At 46.4% G+C, this 15,753-nt stretch carries 16 protein-coding genes and 1 tRNA gene; 10 read left to right on the plus strand and 7 right to left on the minus strand.

Annotated elements, in window-relative coordinates:
- Positions 1-2 precede the first annotated feature (2 nt).
- The 4 genes from AACR11_RS28650 to AACR11_RS28665 are packed head-to-tail and all read left to right on the plus strand — an operon-like array spanning position 3 to position 3,589.
- Positions 3-1,190 (plus strand): beta-ketoacyl-[acyl-carrier-protein] synthase family protein, encoded by a 1,188-nt coding sequence (locus AACR11_RS28650; RefSeq protein WP_029788651.1) that lies wholly within the window; start codon positions 3-5, stop codon positions 1,188-1,190.
- On the plus strand, positions 1,183-1,647 hold the full coding sequence (locus AACR11_RS28655) for a hotdog family protein (RefSeq protein ID WP_017188383.1): 465 nt from the start codon (positions 1,183-1,185) through the stop codon (positions 1,645-1,647). Before AACR11_RS28650 ends, AACR11_RS28655 begins: the two co-directional genes overlap by 8 nt.
- Complete coding sequence (fabG, locus tag AACR11_RS28660) at positions 1,644-2,369, plus strand: 3-oxoacyl-ACP reductase FabG (RefSeq protein WP_029788652.1); 726 nt, start codon at positions 1,644-1,646, stop codon at positions 2,367-2,369. Before AACR11_RS28655 ends, fabG begins: the two co-directional genes overlap by 4 nt.
- Positions 2,366-3,589, plus strand: a complete 1,224-nt coding sequence (locus tag AACR11_RS28665; RefSeq protein ID WP_005446466.1) for a beta-ketoacyl-ACP synthase — start codon at positions 2,366-2,368, stop codon at positions 3,587-3,589. Before fabG ends, AACR11_RS28665 begins: the two co-directional genes overlap by 4 nt.
- Before the next feature lie 50 nt (positions 3,590-3,639).
- Here the strand turns inward: AACR11_RS28665 and AACR11_RS28670 are convergent, their stop codons facing one another.
- Together AACR11_RS28670 and AACR11_RS28675 are read right to left on the minus strand one after the other, a co-directional pair.
- Positions 3,640-4,236: a hypothetical protein gene (locus AACR11_RS28670; protein ID WP_009701281.1), complete on the minus strand. Its 597-nt coding sequence runs from the start codon at positions 4,234-4,236 to the stop codon at positions 3,640-3,642.
- Positions 4,237-4,348: 112 nt separating this feature from the next.
- Positions 4,349-4,425, minus strand: a tRNA-Arg gene (locus AACR11_RS28675).
- 203 nt (positions 4,426-4,628) lie between these two features.
- Here AACR11_RS28675 and folD point away from each other — a divergent pair.
- The 3 genes from folD (at position 4,629) to AACR11_RS28690 (ending at position 8,414) form a co-directional block, all read left to right on the plus strand.
- The gene (gene folD / locus AACR11_RS28680) at positions 4,629-5,489 is read left to right on the plus strand and encodes a bifunctional methylenetetrahydrofolate dehydrogenase/methenyltetrahydrofolate cyclohydrolase FolD (protein ID WP_005446463.1); all 861 of its coding nucleotides are present in this window, start codon (positions 4,629-4,631) and stop codon (positions 5,487-5,489) included.
- A gap of 196 nt (positions 5,490-5,685) precedes the next feature.
- On the plus strand, positions 5,686-7,011 hold the full coding sequence (locus AACR11_RS28685) for a hypothetical protein (protein WP_029788088.1): 1,326 nt from the start codon (positions 5,686-5,688) through the stop codon (positions 7,009-7,011).
- 389 nt (positions 7,012-7,400) lie between these two features.
- Complete coding sequence (locus tag AACR11_RS28690; protein WP_005446460.1) at positions 7,401-8,414, plus strand: DNA cytosine methyltransferase; 1,014 nt, start codon at positions 7,401-7,403, stop codon at positions 8,412-8,414.
- 107 nt (positions 8,415-8,521) lie between these two features.
- Here AACR11_RS28690 and AACR11_RS28695 read toward each other — a convergent pair whose 3' ends face one another.
- The 4 genes from AACR11_RS28695 to AACR11_RS28710 all read right to left on the minus strand — a co-directional run bounded on the left by AACR11_RS28695 (position 8,522) and on the right by AACR11_RS28710 (position 12,275).
- On the minus strand, positions 8,522-9,721 hold the full coding sequence (locus AACR11_RS28695; RefSeq protein ID WP_005446458.1) for a NupC/NupG family nucleoside CNT transporter: 1,200 nt from the start codon (positions 9,719-9,721) through the stop codon (positions 8,522-8,524).
- 236 nt (positions 9,722-9,957) lie between these two features.
- A complete protein-coding gene (locus AACR11_RS28700) occupies positions 9,958-10,902 on the minus strand; it encodes a LysR family transcriptional regulator (RefSeq protein WP_005446456.1) in 945 nt (314 codons plus the stop codon).
- A 71-nt stretch (positions 10,903-10,973) separates the two neighbouring features.
- A complete protein-coding gene (locus AACR11_RS28705; protein ID WP_009698569.1) occupies positions 10,974-11,945 on the minus strand; it encodes a lytic murein transglycosylase in 972 nt (323 codons plus the stop codon).
- A gap of 48 nt (positions 11,946-11,993) precedes the next feature.
- Entirely contained in the window at positions 11,994-12,275 is a 282-nt protein-coding gene (locus tag AACR11_RS28710; protein WP_005430875.1) for a YcgL domain-containing protein, read from the minus strand.
- A 197-nt stretch (positions 12,276-12,472) separates the two neighbouring features.
- Here AACR11_RS28710 and minC point away from each other — a divergent pair, with 197 nt between their 5' ends.
- The 3 genes from minC to minE are packed head-to-tail and all read left to right on the plus strand — an operon-like array spanning position 12,473 to position 14,231.
- The gene (minC, locus tag AACR11_RS28715; protein WP_005446451.1) at positions 12,473-13,135 is read left to right on the plus strand and encodes a septum site-determining protein MinC; all 663 of its coding nucleotides are present in this window, start codon (positions 12,473-12,475) and stop codon (positions 13,133-13,135) included.
- Between the two features lie 17 nt (positions 13,136-13,152).
- On the plus strand, positions 13,153-13,965 hold the full coding sequence (gene minD, locus AACR11_RS28720; protein ID WP_005446449.1) for a septum site-determining protein MinD: 813 nt from the start codon (positions 13,153-13,155) through the stop codon (positions 13,963-13,965).
- Positions 13,966-13,967: 2 nt separating this feature from the next.
- Entirely contained in the window at positions 13,968-14,231 is a 264-nt protein-coding gene (gene minE, locus AACR11_RS28725; protein WP_005437690.1) for a cell division topological specificity factor MinE, read from the plus strand.
- Between the two features lie 348 nt (positions 14,232-14,579).
- On the opposite strand, the gene rnd is transcribed toward minE, so the two are convergent.
- Positions 14,580-15,698, minus strand: coding sequence for a ribonuclease D (rnd, locus tag AACR11_RS28730; protein ID WP_029788525.1), 1,119 nt, complete (start codon positions 15,696-15,698; stop codon positions 14,580-14,582).
- Positions 15,699-15,753: the final 55 nt, after the last annotated feature.

The following is a 15,753-nucleotide window of genomic DNA, read 5'->3' on the forward strand; positions in this document are numbered from 1 at the left end:
CTATGTCTACTCGCTCTCCTCAACCTTTGTATATTCAGGCCTGCGGCTTTCATTCCGCGATGGGTAACGATGATGCAAGCATTCATCAATGTCTATCAGGTTCTAAGCCATCGAACATGGTCGTGGATAAAACCATTCTGAATAACGATCGAGAAACCGTTATTGGACGCGTCTTAGAACCATTACCAACGCTTCCGCAGGCGTTGCATTCGTTTGATTCTAGAAACAACCGACTCGCACTCTCTGCCATTTGGCAGATCGAACCCAAAGTCCGCGAAGCCATTAGCCAATATGGCTCAGACCGCATTGCCGTAGTGATCGGGACCAGCACCTCCGGCATTGCAGATGGTGAAATTGCCTTTGCAGAAAAGCTCTCAGATGGTGCGTTCCCAGACGATTACCATTACCGTAAGCAAGAGCTTGGTCATTGCAGTGACTTTGTCGCCGCGTATTTTGGACTGACAGGTCCTCATTACGCTGTATCGACAGCTTGCTCTTCCAGTGGACGCGTATTTATCACCGCTCAACGTCTTTTAAAATCGGGGCTAGTCGATGCCGTGATTGTTGGTGGTGTCGACACCATATGTCGCCTGACCTTAAATGGCTTTAGTGGTCTAGAAGCCCTGTCAGACAAACACTGCTTACCATTCGATGCAGATCGTTCGGGTATTAATATCGGAGAAGCCGCGTCCATCATGCTATTGAGCCACACGCCCGCCAAAGTGGCGTTGTTAGGCGCAGGAGACAGCTCTGACGCACACCATATCTCTGCACCACACCCAGAGGGACTAGGTGCAGAAGAGGCCATGAACAAAGCCCTTTCAAACGCTGGCTTAACGGCTGAAGATATTGGTTACATCAATGCGCATGGAACCGCGACCCCATTGAACGATTCGATGGAAAGCAAAGCCATTTTCCGCTGCTTTGGCGATGCTGTATCAGTGAGCTCAACCAAACCGTTAACTGGTCATACTCTAGGTGCCGCCAGCGCAACTGAAGCGGCAATCGCATGGCATATTTTGAATTACGATCTCGATCTCCCCGTCCAGCATTGCGCAAACAAAGCGGAAGATATCGAAATCTCCCTCGTTGAAGCACCATCAAAACTTGGTGGAAAAGCGATTTTAAGCAACTCTTTTGCTTTCGGCGGTAATAACGTTAGTCTTATTTTTGGTTACGCTCATGACTAAACTTCCCCCAATTGAACAACTGCTTCCGCACGATAGACCAATGATCTTGGTTGATCGTGCTATCGATATTCAACAAGACACCATCCATTGTCAGGTTGATATTGGCGAGCATAACCCTTTCTTCAACCGTGATACTCAAACGGTTCCGGCGTATGTCGGTATAGAGTTTATGGCACAGTCTGTTGCCGCTTGGTCTGGCTACCATGCCCTTATTCAAGGACAGGAGCCACCTATTGGGTTCTTATTAGGCAGTCGACGTTACACTTCTGAGTGCGATGCCTTTACTCAAGGTCAACAGCTCGACGTGTATGCCGAGAAAATGATGGAAGACAATGGCATGGCGGTGTTTTCTGCTCGCATGGAGTGGCAAGAAAAAACCATCGCTACCTGTCAGTTGAACGTATACGTTCCATCAGAAGAAAAATTAAAAGAAATGAAAATCAGGAGTCAACAATGACCCGACAAGTCCTCGTAACTGGTGCCAGTAAAGGCATTGGTAAAGCCATCGCCGTTCAACTTGCCAAAGACGGTTTCCACGTCGTCGTGCATTACATGGGCGATCAACAAGGCGCACAAAACACTTTAGAGACCATTGAACAACATGGTGGCTCGGGTCGTCTGATCCAGTTTGATATCAGCAACCGCGAAGAATGCCGTACTAAACTAGAAGCCGACATCGCAGAGCATGGTGCTTACTACGGTGTCGTCAACAATGCTGGCATCACTCGCGATACTGCTTTCCCAGCTATGACGGAAGAAGAATGGGATGGCGTGATTCATACCAACCTAGATAGTTTCTACAACGTACTGCACCCTTGCGTAATGCCAATGGTACAAAAACGCAAAGGCGGTCGTATTGTGACTCTCGCGTCGGTGTCTGGTCTGATGGGCAACCGCGGTCAAACCAACTACAGCGCGGCAAAAGCTGGCGTGATTGGCGCAACGAAATCTCTCGCGCTTGAACTCGCAAAACGTAAGATCACCGTGAACTGTGTGGCACCAGGTCTTATTGATACTGGCATGGTGGATGAGCACGTAAAAGAGCACGCGATGCCGCAAATCCCTCTTCGTCGCATGGGTGAACCAGAGGAAGTGGCTGGTCTGGTAAGCTACTTGATGTCTGATATCGCAGGTTATGTTACCCGCCAAGTTATCTCAGTAAATGGAGGCTTAGTATGAGTCGTCGAGTCGTTGTGACAGGTATGTCCGGTGTTACCGCCTTTGGTAACGATTGGTCAGCAGTAGAGCCTAAACTGCGCGACTGCCAGAACGCCACTCAATACATGCCTTCTTATGAGCAATATGATGGTTTGAACACCAAGCTTGCTGCACCTGTAACTGACTTCGAACTACCGAAGCATTACAAACGCAAACAAGTCCGCGGTATGGGTCGTGTCTCTAAGCTTGCGACTGTCGCAACAGAAAACGCGCTAAGCCAAGCTGGTCTGATTGGCAATGATGTTCTCACTAACGGTCAAACCGGTATCGCTTACGGCTCATCTACAGGCAGTACCGATGCCATTGGCGCATTTGGTGTAATGCTAAATGATAAAACCACCAAAGCGATTACCGCGACAACTTACGTACAAATGATGCCACACACGACTGCAGTTAACGTTGGTCTGTTCTTTGGCTTAAAAGGTCGCGTAATCCCAACCAGTAGCGCATGTACTTCTGGCAGCCAAGCGATTGGTTACGCCTACGAAGCCATTAAGCACGGTTACCAAACCGTGATGGTTGCAGGTGGCGCTGAAGAGCTTTGCCCAACAGAATCGGCTGTGTTTGATACCCTTTTCGCGACCAGTTTGAAAAACGACGCACCGAAAAGTACCCCAAGACCCTACGATACTGAGCGCGATGGCTTAGTAATTGGCGAAGGCGCAGGTACATTGGTTTTAGAAGAGTACGAACACGCAGTGGCTCGCGGCGCGAAAATCTATGCCGAGATCATTGGTTTTGCAAGCAACTGCGATGCTGCGCACGTAACACAACCTCAAATGGAAACCATGCAAATCTGTATGGAGATGGCGCTACAGAACGCAGGCATTTCGGCAGATCAAATCGATTATGTATCGGCGCACGGTACGGCGACTGACCGCGGCGACATTGCAGAAAGCAACGCCACGGCAAATGCACTCGGTAAAGTGCCAATCAGCTCATTGAAGAGCTACTTCGGTCATACCCTAGGAGCTTGTGGCGCTATCGAGGCGTGGCTAAGCCTAGAGATGATGCACGGAGGTTGGTTTAACCCGACCCTTAACCTAGAGAACCTAGACCCACAATGTGGCGACCTAGATTACATCTCAGGACAAGGTCGCGAGCTCAATGTTGAATACCTAATGAGCAATAACTTTGCGTTTGGCGGTATCAACACCTCACTCATCTTTAAAAAGATCTAAGCCCCTTTTAAACAAAAAAGCGCTAGCTTCTTAGCTAGCGCTTTTTTGTTCTATTCGTAAGCTACAGAGCGGTGCTTACAGCGATAAATATCTGCTGAAACTGACGTTGGGGTTTGTCCATCGGTTTCTATCACCTTCACCACGTGATATCGGTTACCACCCGCCATATAAACTTGGTTTGCAAGTTCCTCAAATAAGGAACCTTTTTGTTGCTCAGACACAACTTGGTTACCGATGACTTTACACTCATTGTTTTCCACCTCTGCAAATGAGATTGGCTGCACCTCATTGGCACCAGGCAATAGCATGGTCTTGGTTGCTTTAGCCACACTTACGCTCGGTGCCGATGGACAATGATACAACTCAGCAACCACACTGGAAGGACGACCACGACTGGTATCGAGCACGGTAGCAATGTGATAACGGTTACCTCCCGATGCGTATGTTTGATTCTTCAACATACGGTCAACGTTGTTAGGATGGATATCTTCAATCGTGTAAGAGTCCACCATCTGACAATTAAGATTTTTAATTGCTACGTCAGTAATCGGAGAAATATTGACAGCTTGTGGAAGCACACGAACTTTACGCGTGACACATCCACTTAAAATAGAAAGCACAACTGCGGTTAGAATTATTTTTTTCATGATTTACTAAATGGAATAGAAGAGAACCAAATTCTATGAAATGAGTCATTTTGGACAATCCAAAACGACAAAACCCCGACAACTCAGAGAGTTATCGGGGCTTTTGAATAAATGGCACGCCCTATAGGATTCGAACCTATGACCACATCCTTAGAAGGGACGTGCTCTATCCAGCTGAGCTAAGGGCGCGCTACAGGGACAGGATTATACGAGTTCAAGCGCTTAAATCAACGAGTTTTCATAACATTCTGATCTGAATGCCTAAAAAAAGGGCACCAAAAGGCTAAATGTTCAAAAACACCACAAAGCAAACGTTTGCGTGTGGATGTTAAATAGATTTTCTGCGACAATGCGCCGCAAATAATTTGCCTTCTCAATTTAAAAGGAAAGTCATGACTGCTCAAAATATAGATGGAACTCTTATTTCCCAAACTGTTCGATCCGAAGTTGCAGCACGTGTGAAAGCTCGTATTGAAGCTGGTCTTCGCGCTCCTGGTCTTGCAGTTGTTCTAGTTGGTGAAGATCCAGCTTCTCAAGTATACGTTGGCAGTAAGCGCCGTGCGTGTGAGGAAGTTGGCTTTGTCTCTAAGTCTTTTGACCTTCCTGCGACAACGTCGGAAGAAGAATTGCTGGCTCTAATTGATGAGTTGAACAACGACGCAGAAATCGACGGTATTCTTGTTCAGTTGCCTCTTCCTGCTGGCATCGACGCAACGCACGTTCTTGAGCGCATTCACCCAGAGAAAGATGTGGATGGCTTCCACCCTTACAACGTGGGTCGTCTAGCACAGCGCATTCCTAAGCTTCGTTCTTGTACACCAAAAGGCATTATTACGCTTCTTGACCGTTACAACATCGAACTACGTGGCAAACACGCAGTTGTGGTTGGTGCATCAAACATTGTTGGTCGCCCAATGACTCTTGAGCTGCTTCTTGCTGGCTGCACAACAACGACTTGTCACCGCTTTACCAAAGACCTAGAAGGTCACGTTCGCCAAGCAGACCTTGTTGTAGTTGCGGTTGGTAAGCCGAACTTCATTCCTGGTGAGTGGATTAAGAAAGGCGCGGTTGTGGTTGATGTGGGTATCAACCGTCTTGAGTCAGGCAAACTAGTGGGTGACGTGGAATACGATAAAGCACGTGAAAACGCGAGCTTCATTACCCCAGTACCAGGTGGTGTTGGTCCGATGACAGTGGCAAGCCTAATTGAGAACACAATGCTGGCATGCGAACAGTTCCACACCAAAAAGTAAGTACGCCCCCCGATGAACAAAGGCTCCAGCGGAGCCTTTTTTATTGGCTGTAACTCTAACCCCAGCCGTTAATAACAATATGACTCAATAGAGAGTGAGTATTTTTTGAACCACTTCTAAGTTCATTCAAACACAGCCAATACACAATTTAGTCGCGGTATAGTGGTTTTCATTTGTTTCTGTACAGCTAAATACCATGCGAGAAAGAATACTGTTTGATGGTCCATCACCAAAACAAAACCTACCGGATTATGAGTTTTACGCGGAAGGTGGAAGCCCCAAATTTACTGATTTCATTTGCGATTTTATCGACCAACAAAAAGAGCAGATCGAAGAGATCAATCTCGCGTTGTATTTATGCAATAACAAATTGATGCTGGAAAGTATGATTGGATCAGCGTTGAAGGCTGGAATTACATTGAATATCTTCTCTATTCCTTTAGAGGGCTACGATAAAACTCCGGCGCAATCTCCCACTTTCGCACCTAAGCTAAGCAAAAACAAAGCACTACAAAGTAAACAGAAAAAACCGTTCTCCAAAAAAGACATCGCCCAATATTTATATGGCAGATTTGCCAAGTCTGAGAATCCAAAAATCAACTTGTACATCTGTGATCATATGTATGTCCGATCGAAGTATGTTAAGCCCTTCTCTCGAGGAAGAATGCCCTACTCTCTCCATATCAAACACCTATTTATTAAGTTCAAATCGGGGTCTAGTCACTCCATGGTCACGTCTTCAAATATGGCTGTCAGGGACTTAATTAAGCATGAGTTATTGGTTCATACGGAAAACTCAGAACACGATCATCAAAGGTGTCAGGAGTTTTTTGACCACTTAAAAATCAATAGCGAAAACATCAAACATTACGAGAAAAAACGAGGGTATAGCTATCAAGAGAAGACACAAGAGAGATTGTCTTCCCCCTCATGGGATCAAGGCATCTACTTTACCGCTCACTTTTTAAATGAATCCAATACCATTGTGCAGGATAAAATTTATACCCTGATTCGCAATGCGAGAAAAAGGGTCATTCTGTGTGCACAGCACATTAATGATCAGAACTTAATACCTAACCATCCCGATGTCGAGCTGCGCGTCATTTCCCAAACCTATACGGATGAACACAAAATTAAAAAATCAGGTAAACACTACGTTTGCATCAGCCAGCAGTTAGTGGAAACGCGGATGCCTTCTAATACCACTAACTTTCTCCAGATGGTCAACTTCCTCAAACAAAGACCAAACACGGCGTATTACTTCAACACCTCTTTGCACGCTAAATTTATCATCGTCGATGACACAATCATTATCTCCACGGGTAACCTGACAGAGACTCAATTTATTTACCGTTATGTTGCATCAATGAATCTCGTCAACATGCCTGATACCACCTACGAAGGGACACATTCCGAGGTGAATGCCTACTATTTGAGTCGCAACAATCCAAAACTTGCCGATGAGCTTGTCACTTATTTTGAAGTATTAACTCAATGCCCTCTCACCCATCGCGCTTTCTGAGTCTGGCTTCTACTATACCCAAGTGACTTCAAGATGCAGGATTCAGAGCGTTGTCATTGATTCGAGAGTAAGGAAAACAACGCAGTTTAATAGCCAGCTCTTTCCAAGTTGTTTGACGCAGCAATCGGGTCAATGACACGCTCCCAAAGGGCGAGCTGCCTTGGCTTGTATACTTTGTTGCCGATTCTTGATTTAGAATGACTAGATCTTTAAATCGCCGCCGCGTCTACAAACCAAGTCATTCTCGCTGAACCTAGCATCTCGAGGTTACTTGGGTATAAGTGCAGCCATACATTCAACTTATTGAAATAACGCGAGAAAAAATCACTGGCCTTATGTACAGTAAGTTGGTACAATACGCCCATTATTTAGACGACATATATCAGAGCATGACACAACGAATCGTTTCTTTTTTTGCTGGGGCTGGTGGCTTAGACCTAGGGTTCGAACAAGCTGGGTTCAATGTAACTTGGGCTAACGAATACGATAAAGATATTTGGGCGACATACGAGAAGAACCATCCTCACACTACGTTGGACAGACGTAGTATCACAAACATTGATGCGGATGAAGTGCCTGAATGTGACGGTATTATTGGTGGTCCACCATGCCAAAGCTGGAGTGAAGCGGGTGCGCAACGTGGTATCGAAGACAAGCGTGGTCAGCTGTTCTTCGATTTTATCCGTATCCTAGAAGCAAAAAAGCCTAAGTTCTTCTTGGCTGAAAACGTAAGTGGTATGCAGCACACACGCCATGCAAACGCGCTCAACAACATCAAGCAGATGTTTAAAGATGCTGGTTATGATTTGTATTACCAGATGATGAACGCGGTTGATTACGGCGCTGCGCAAGACAGAAAGCGCGTTATCTTTATTGGCTTCAGAAGTGACTTAAACATCAAGTACACCTTCCCAGAACCAATGGAAAAAACAGAACGTCGCACCTTGAAGCACGTGATTGCAGACCTTGATGGAACGGCAGTGCCTGCATTAGACAAGCAGAAGCCAAACCCAGATGTAAAAGTGCTAAACCACGAGTACATGATTGGCGGTTTCTCTACGATGTTTATGTCTCGAAACCGAGTGAGAACTTGGGATGAGCCTTCTTTTACCATTCAGGCTGGCGGTCGCCACGCACCGATTCACCCAGGCGCGCCAAAAATGGAAAAAGTAGAGACAGACAAGTTTAAGTTTGTGGAAGGTCACGAAGACAAATATCGCCGTCTGAGTGTGCGTGAGTGCGCACGAATTCAGGGCTTCCCGAATGACTTTGAGTTCGTTTACAACAATGTTGCAGCGGGCTACAAGATGATTGGTAATGCTGTTGCTGTCCCTTTTGCAAAAGCATTGGCTTTAAGTATTCAAGAGCACCTAGCTCAAGCAAAAGATCTTAAAGCCGCTTAACGAAAAAAAGTATCCCTAAATGCCTTTAGGGATACTCATTTCTTCTCTTTCTATTACTTCAATTGGAAGAAGCTCCCCACTTAAGGGAACCTTCCATCGCCTTTCAATTAAAGACTCAAAATCACGCCAGCGATTGATGCGCTCATCAGGTTCGCCATTACGCCTGCTGCGATTGCACGGAAGCCGTATTTCGAGATGAATGAACGCTTCTCTGGTACGAGTGAGCCTAGACCACCAATCAGCATTGCCATGGTTGAGATGTTTGCGAAACCACACAGTGCGAAGGTTACGATAGCTTGTGAGTGTGCGCTTAGCTGAGACTTCACTTCCATCAGTTGGATGAAGGCTACGAACTCGTTTACCACAATCTTGTTACCGATCAGTGAGCCAGCCACAATAGCTTCATTCCAAGGAATACCTAGCAACCATGCGATTGGTGCGAATAGGTAGCCAAGTACTAGCTCGAAGCTCAGTTCCATACCGAATAGACCGCCGAACCAGCCTAGAATGCCGTTTAGCATCGCGATAACGCTCACGAACGCCAATAGGGTTGCACCTACCGCCACTGCGATGCGTAAACCAGACATTGCGCCGTCTGCCATTGCTTCAACCACGTTGGTTGCACGTGGCATTTCTACTTGGTCTAGGTCGATATCTGGTGTTGTGGTGTCTGTCTCTGGCATCATGATTTTTGCCATCAGAAGACCTGCAGGCGCTGACATGAATGCTGCCGCGATTAGGAAGTTAAGATCCACACCCAGTGATGCGTAACCTACTAGCGTGCCACCAGCAACCGATGCCAAACCACCAGTCATTACTGCGAAAAACTGAGAATCACTCATGTGCTTCAGGTATGGCTTTACTACAAGCGGCGCTTCAATCATACCAACGAAGATGTTCGCTGTTGCAGATAACGATTCTGCACGACCTGTACCTAGCAAACGCTGAAGACCACCACCGATTAGGTTGATCACTTTTGGCATTAGACCGATGTGGTACAAACCAGAAATCAGTGCCGAGAAGAAGATGATGATACCAAGTACGTTAATCGCGAAGGTAAAGCCGTTGGTCGCAAGACCGCCGAATAGGAACGCGATGCCCTCTTGACCGTAGTTGATTAGGTTAGAAACCGCGCCAGTTACTGCGTTAAGCGCTTCTTTACCCGCTGGTACGTAAAGTACCAATAGCGCGAAGATTACTTGCAGAGCAAAAGCCAAAGACACCGTTCGTAGACGAATGTTCTTACGGTTAGTCGAAAGCAGCCATGCTACGAATAGGATGGCTACGATACCAAGAATTGAGTTCATAAAATGAATCCGACAAAAGGGGGAACAGGAAAGGCGTCGGATTGTATAGAGCGTAAAAAAAGCTGCAAGTTGGGGATGTTAACAGGCTGAGAATCTCGCCTGCTCACTCTTTAACCAGAAAAATAACTCTTTGAATTAAATAAAGATAAACGTTTGCCTAAAGTTATTATTTCCAAATGGAAAAGATGTTTCTGGATTTGGAAAAATTTTGTGATTCAAATCACTTTGTGTATTCCCTACTTCGGAATCGAAATATACGGTGCTAATCGCTGATCCCAATGGCAAGGCGATCCGATCTTTTGTTTGATGAATTCGATCACTGCTGAGATCTTTTTCGGCATATGTTGACGGCTTGGGTACACCGCATAAAACGGCATGGATTGGCTGGCTCTCCAATCAGGTAGAAGCTGTATTAGTTTGCCTGAGCGGAATTCATCCCCCAGCAAATAAGTGGCTAAGTAAGCAATCCCCCACCCTGCGATTGCGGCATCACGCACCGCTTCTGCTAAATCGACCGAGTAGTTGCCAGAGACTTTCACGTTGAGCTCTTGCTCGCGATTGGTGAACGCCCAACTGGTGTAGTCACGCTCCCAACTGCGGTAAATAAGGCAGTTGTGCTGCGACAAGTCATTCGGTTCGGTTGGCGTATCGAACTTGAGTAAGTAATCTGGCGAAGCAGCAACCACAAATTGGCAATCTGCTAAGCGCTGAGCAATGTAACCTTCTGGCAAATGTTCATTATTGGTAATCCACAGATCCAAGCCTTCTTCGAGCATATCGACTTTGTAATCGAACAAATGCACTTCGACTTGCAGTTGCGGGTATTTCTCACGAAGTTCTTGAATGGCAGGGATGATGTGCAACGTGCCAAAAGACTGCGACAAACCGAGACGAACCAAACCGGCGACTTCATCGCGTTGGCTTTCCATCTCTAACGTGGCACTGCTAACGGCTTGCACCACTTGTTCACAATGGTGATAGAAGGTTTGCCCCGCTTCGGTTGGCGTGAAGCTGCGCGTGGTGCGTTGCACGAGCTTGATACCCAGTGACGCTTCCAACTGGCTGAGCTGTTTACTGACGTGAGAAACAGACACGCCTAAGCTCTTTGCCGCAGCGGTAAAGTTTTTATGTTTGATCAACGCCGAGAAGATCACCATTTGTGCAGCACGTTCAGATAACACGCAAACCTCGTTTCAAATAGAGAAAACAAAGGGCTCCGAAGAGCCCCTTTTTATTCGTTTATACATTCAATCTAGAATGTGATGCGGTCAGCTAAATGACTTACCGCCAGTGCGAAGTAGTAAGAGCGGTTCCACTTCATCAACACATTGTAGTTGTTGTACACCAGGTAAGTACGACCGTTCTCATCGTCTGGCATGATCAACCATGCTTTGATGTCTTCGTCCAGCTTAGGAAGTGGGCTGCCATCGTATTTGGTGATGCCAAGCTTGCTCCACTCTTGCAGATACTTACCTTTTTCCGCTTCGCGACCTTGCAGGTTGTGGTCAATGCCGTGTGGCACTTTAACCTGACGACCCCAAGTGAACTTATCATCCCAGCCAGATTTGCTTAGGTAGTTCGCAGTAGAAGCAAACACGTCAGCTTCTGATTGCCAGATATCCTTCTTGCCGTCGCCGTTACCATCCGCGGCAAAGCGTAGGAATGAGCTTGGCATAAACTGACATTGACCCATCGCACCAGCCCAAGAACCTTTGAAGTTCTCTAGCTCGATATGACCTTCATCTAGGATTTGTAGTGCCGCCATGGTTTCTTTACGGAAGAACTCTTCACGGCGGCCCTCAAACGCCATGGTCGACAACGCGTCGATCACGCGGAAGTTACCAGTGAACTTACCGAAGTTACTTTCCACGCCCCAAAGTGCAACGATAAAGCGCGGCTGCACGCCAAACTCATCACCAATGCGTTTTAGCTCAGCGTAGTGTTCTTTATACAGTTGCTTCGCTTGTTTTACCTTCCACTCAGGTACCGCGCGCGGAATGTATTCATCTAACGTCAGTTTCTTCTCAGGTTGGTTACGGTCGGCTTTGACTGCTCGTGGTTTGTATTCCACATCAGCAAAAGCGGCACTGATCACCTGTTCGGAAATGCCTTTATCACGCGCTTCTGCACGCAATTTATTTAGGTATTCATCAAAGCCATCGCTGCTTGCAAAGGCTGAAGTGCACATACCAACGCTGAGCATTACTGCCAGTATCTTTTTCATATCGCCCTCCTTGAGCGAGGCAGAATTCCCAGATGAAAAGCGGTGACGTTATTCGCCTTTCTGCTGGGCTTTTTGTTCTTTGTATTTTTCTAGTAGGTTTTCCGGCGGAGGCGGAACCTGTAGGAAGAAACCATCATTGATTAGTGACGTTTTCACTTTCTCGACATCAACTTGTGCCAAAGTACGACCATCAAGTTTGATTGTCATCACCGGCATAGGCTTACCGAACATCTGCATTAACGTGTCAGGAACCTGTGAGAAATCATCCTTTTTCGGAATATAGAGATAAGTGCCTTCTTTTCTGGAGCTTTTATAAATAGAACAAAGCATGACGAGCCTTTTGTGCTGATTTACCCGCTTTGAGTGCGGATTTTGTTGAAAACGTAAAATTCTCGCAAACTTGATAGCAAATTTGAGATTAATTCACTTATTTGCCCGCTTGAGAACTTGCTGCGCTAAAGGATGAAATATAACATGACAGACCTAGTTTAAGGCAACGCTCTTTCAATAAAGGCAAGAAGTCCACGATGACCCATTCACCTGACCTTAAAGGTAGCAGTTTTACATTGTCAGTTTTACACCTTTCTGACAACGAGATCGCTAAGACTGTCGAATTTTTGCAAGAAAAGGTTTCTCAAGCACCCTCTTTCTTCGCATCCGCACCTCTGGTTATCAATATAGCAAAAGTAGAAGGCGACATTGATTTCACCACACTTAAACAAGGCATCGCCGATGCAGGGTTTATTCCGGTTGGTGTGACTGGCTGTAAAGATAAGCGCGTTCAAAACCTTGCCTCAGAAGCGGGCTTCGCCATCATGTCTGCGAGCAAATCTCCAACTCAAGCACCAGCGAAAATGGCGCCGACCAAAATCGTTCGTACGCCTGTGCGTTCTGGTCAGCAGATTTACGCCAAAGACGGTGACTTGGTTGTACTAGCACACGTAAGCGCTGGTGCAGAAGTGATTGCTGATGGCTCTATCCACATTCATGGCACTCTACGCGGACGCGCCATTGCTGGGGCGAGTGGTCAACAAGAAGCACGAATTATTTGTCACGATTTACAAGCTGAACTGGTTTCCATTGCAGGAGATTACTGGTTGAGCGATCAAATTGAGAGTGAGTATTGGCAAAAGAAAGTAATGATCAGTAAAGCCGAAGAATCATTACATCTAGAAACACTCACGATTTAGTCTAAAAAGGAAATAAAATGGCACGCATTATTGTAGTAACGTCTGGTAAAGGTGGCGTTGGTAAAACCACTTCAAGCGCAGCCATCGCCTCTGGTCTGGCTCTTAAGGGCAAAAAGACTGCGGTGATCGATTTTGATATCGGCTTGCGTAACCTCGATCTTATCATGGGCTGTGAACGCCGCGTGGTGTATGACTTTGTTAACGTCATCAACGGTGAAGCAACGCTTAACCAAGCGATGATTAAAGACAAGCGCACAGATAACCTATTCATTCTTCCAGCTTCTCAAACACGTGATAAAGACGCGCTAACCAAAGATGGCGTGCAACGTGTGTTCACTGAGTTGGATGAAATGGGCTTCGACTTCATCATCTGTGACTCTCCAGCAGGTATCGAGCAAGGTGCTTTGATGGCGCTGTACTACGCAGATGAAGCGATTGTAACGACCAACCCAGAAGTGTCTTCGGTACGTGATTCTGACCGCATCCTAGGTATTTTGGATTCTAAGTCTCTACGTGCTGAGCAAGGTCTTGAGCCTGTTAAGCAGCACCTATTGCTGACGCGTTACAACCCATCTCGCGTAACACAAGGTGAAATGCTAAGCGTTGAAGACGTAGAAGAGATCCTACACATTTCTCTACTGGGCGTGATTCCAGAAAGCCAAGCAGTTCTAAACGCATCAAACAAAGGTGTGCCAGTGATCTTTGACGAGAACACAGACGCAGGCATGGCTTACTCTGATACGGTAGACCGCCTACTGGGCAACCAGGTTGAATTTCGTTTCCTTACCGAGGAGAAGAAAGGAATCTTTAAACGACTATTCGGAGGCTAGAAATGTCACTATTAGAATTTTTCCGCCCGCAAAAGAAAACTTCTGCGAATCTAGCCAAAGAGCGTTTGCAGATCATCGTTGCTGAGCGTCGTAGCCAGAACGATCCTGCGCCTTCTTACTTGCCTCAATTGAAAGAGGACATCTTGAAGGTGATCAGCAAATACGTTGCGATTGATCCAAACATGGTGGATTTGACGTTTGAGCACAAGGACGATGATATTTCGGTTCTTGAGCTAAACGTGAAGCTGCCAGAAGACGAGAAGTAATTACTTTTCGACTTTGCTTGAGAGTCTTCCTCTTCGTCATTCTGGACAGCGAGGTACGAGCGCGATTCAGAATCTATTACCAGAGTACTCGGCTTGGTGAAAGAAGGTTTTGGCTTTAAAGCGGGCCGTCAGTAGATTCCTAGTCTCACTTAAGCTTTTGGCTTTCACCCAGCTTCGCTGGAATGACTCAAGACCCCTTCGTCATTCTGAACAGCGAGGCACGAGCGTGATTCAGAATCTATGACTAGCGTACTCGGGTTGTTGAAAATAGGTTTTGGCTTCAAAGCCAGTTACATATGCGTGTTACAAAAAAGGTTGGCGATAGTGCCAACCTTTTTTATTTGGTACTTACTTCAGCACCTTATTCATCTTCTCGCCGAGTAATTCAAGACGCCAGCCTTGCATTACATCCGGTAGACGCGCTGGATCGCGGTCTTTCTTCCATACCCAACTGATGATTTGGTTGATCTGCTTTTTAGACGCCAAGAACTCGGTCGCCAAGCCTGATGTTTGCGATGCTACCTTCACCACATCTTTCATGTTCTTGAAGATTTGCTTGTAGCCTGGGTAATCCATCAAACGCTCGATTTTAGCTGGGTAATCATCGGCAGGTGTTTGCTTTGCACTTTTCACGATAGCAGCAATTCGTGCGCCATGGCGGTTAATCGCACGAATGTCGATGCCTTCCGCTTCCATCTTCTTAAAGTTTGTCAACCCAAGGCGAGCCACCGTCAGCAAGTCGCCTTCTTTGAAGATGAAGTTCAACGCTAGGTCACGCTTAATCGCTTCGCGGTAGCGCCAAGTCGCCAAAGGCTTAAGAATCGCAAGTTCAGCCGGTCTTAGCTGCCATGCACCTTTGATGTCGAGGTAGACGGTTTCTTCATTTAAGTTACGAATACGCTTTGATACAAGCAGGTCGCTCTCTTGCTGAACCGCTTCCCACCAGCCAGCTTCGTTGACTTTATCTAATAGCTTCTCGTAAAGAGGCATTAGGTAGTGTACGTCGGCCGCGGCGTAATCAAGCTGCTTTTGAGTAAGTGGGCGCGCCATCCAATCAGTGCGAGATTCGCTCTTGTCTAGCTCCACGCCTAGGTATTCTTCCACCAGCGTAGCAAAGCCCGTCGACAGACCGTGACCCAAAAATGCCGCCATCAACTGAGTATCCACCATTGGGAATGGTGTGCAGCCAAAGGCATTTTGGAAGACTTCTAAATCTTCACCACACGCGTGCAGTACTTTTAGCACTGAGGTGTCTTTTAGCAACTCGACGAACGACGTCATGTCAGTCAGTTCGGTCGGGTCGATAAGGGAAAGTTGTTTGCCATCGAAAAGCTGAATCAAACCTAGTTGCGGATAGTAAGTCCTGATTCGCACGAATTCGGTATCCAGCATAACTACGTCGGCTTCTCTTGCTAGAGCGCAGACTTCTTCTAGGTCTTTGTTTTTCGTAATGATCTGATAGTTCACATGCTTCTCGCTATAAAAAAATGCCAGCAAAACGCTGGCATTCTAACACTATTTG

The sequence above is a fragment of the Vibrio sp. L85 genome (genome assembly GCF_963871815.1).
Taxonomy (GTDB): Bacteria; Pseudomonadota; Gammaproteobacteria; order Enterobacterales; family Vibrionaceae; genus Vibrio; species Vibrio harveyi.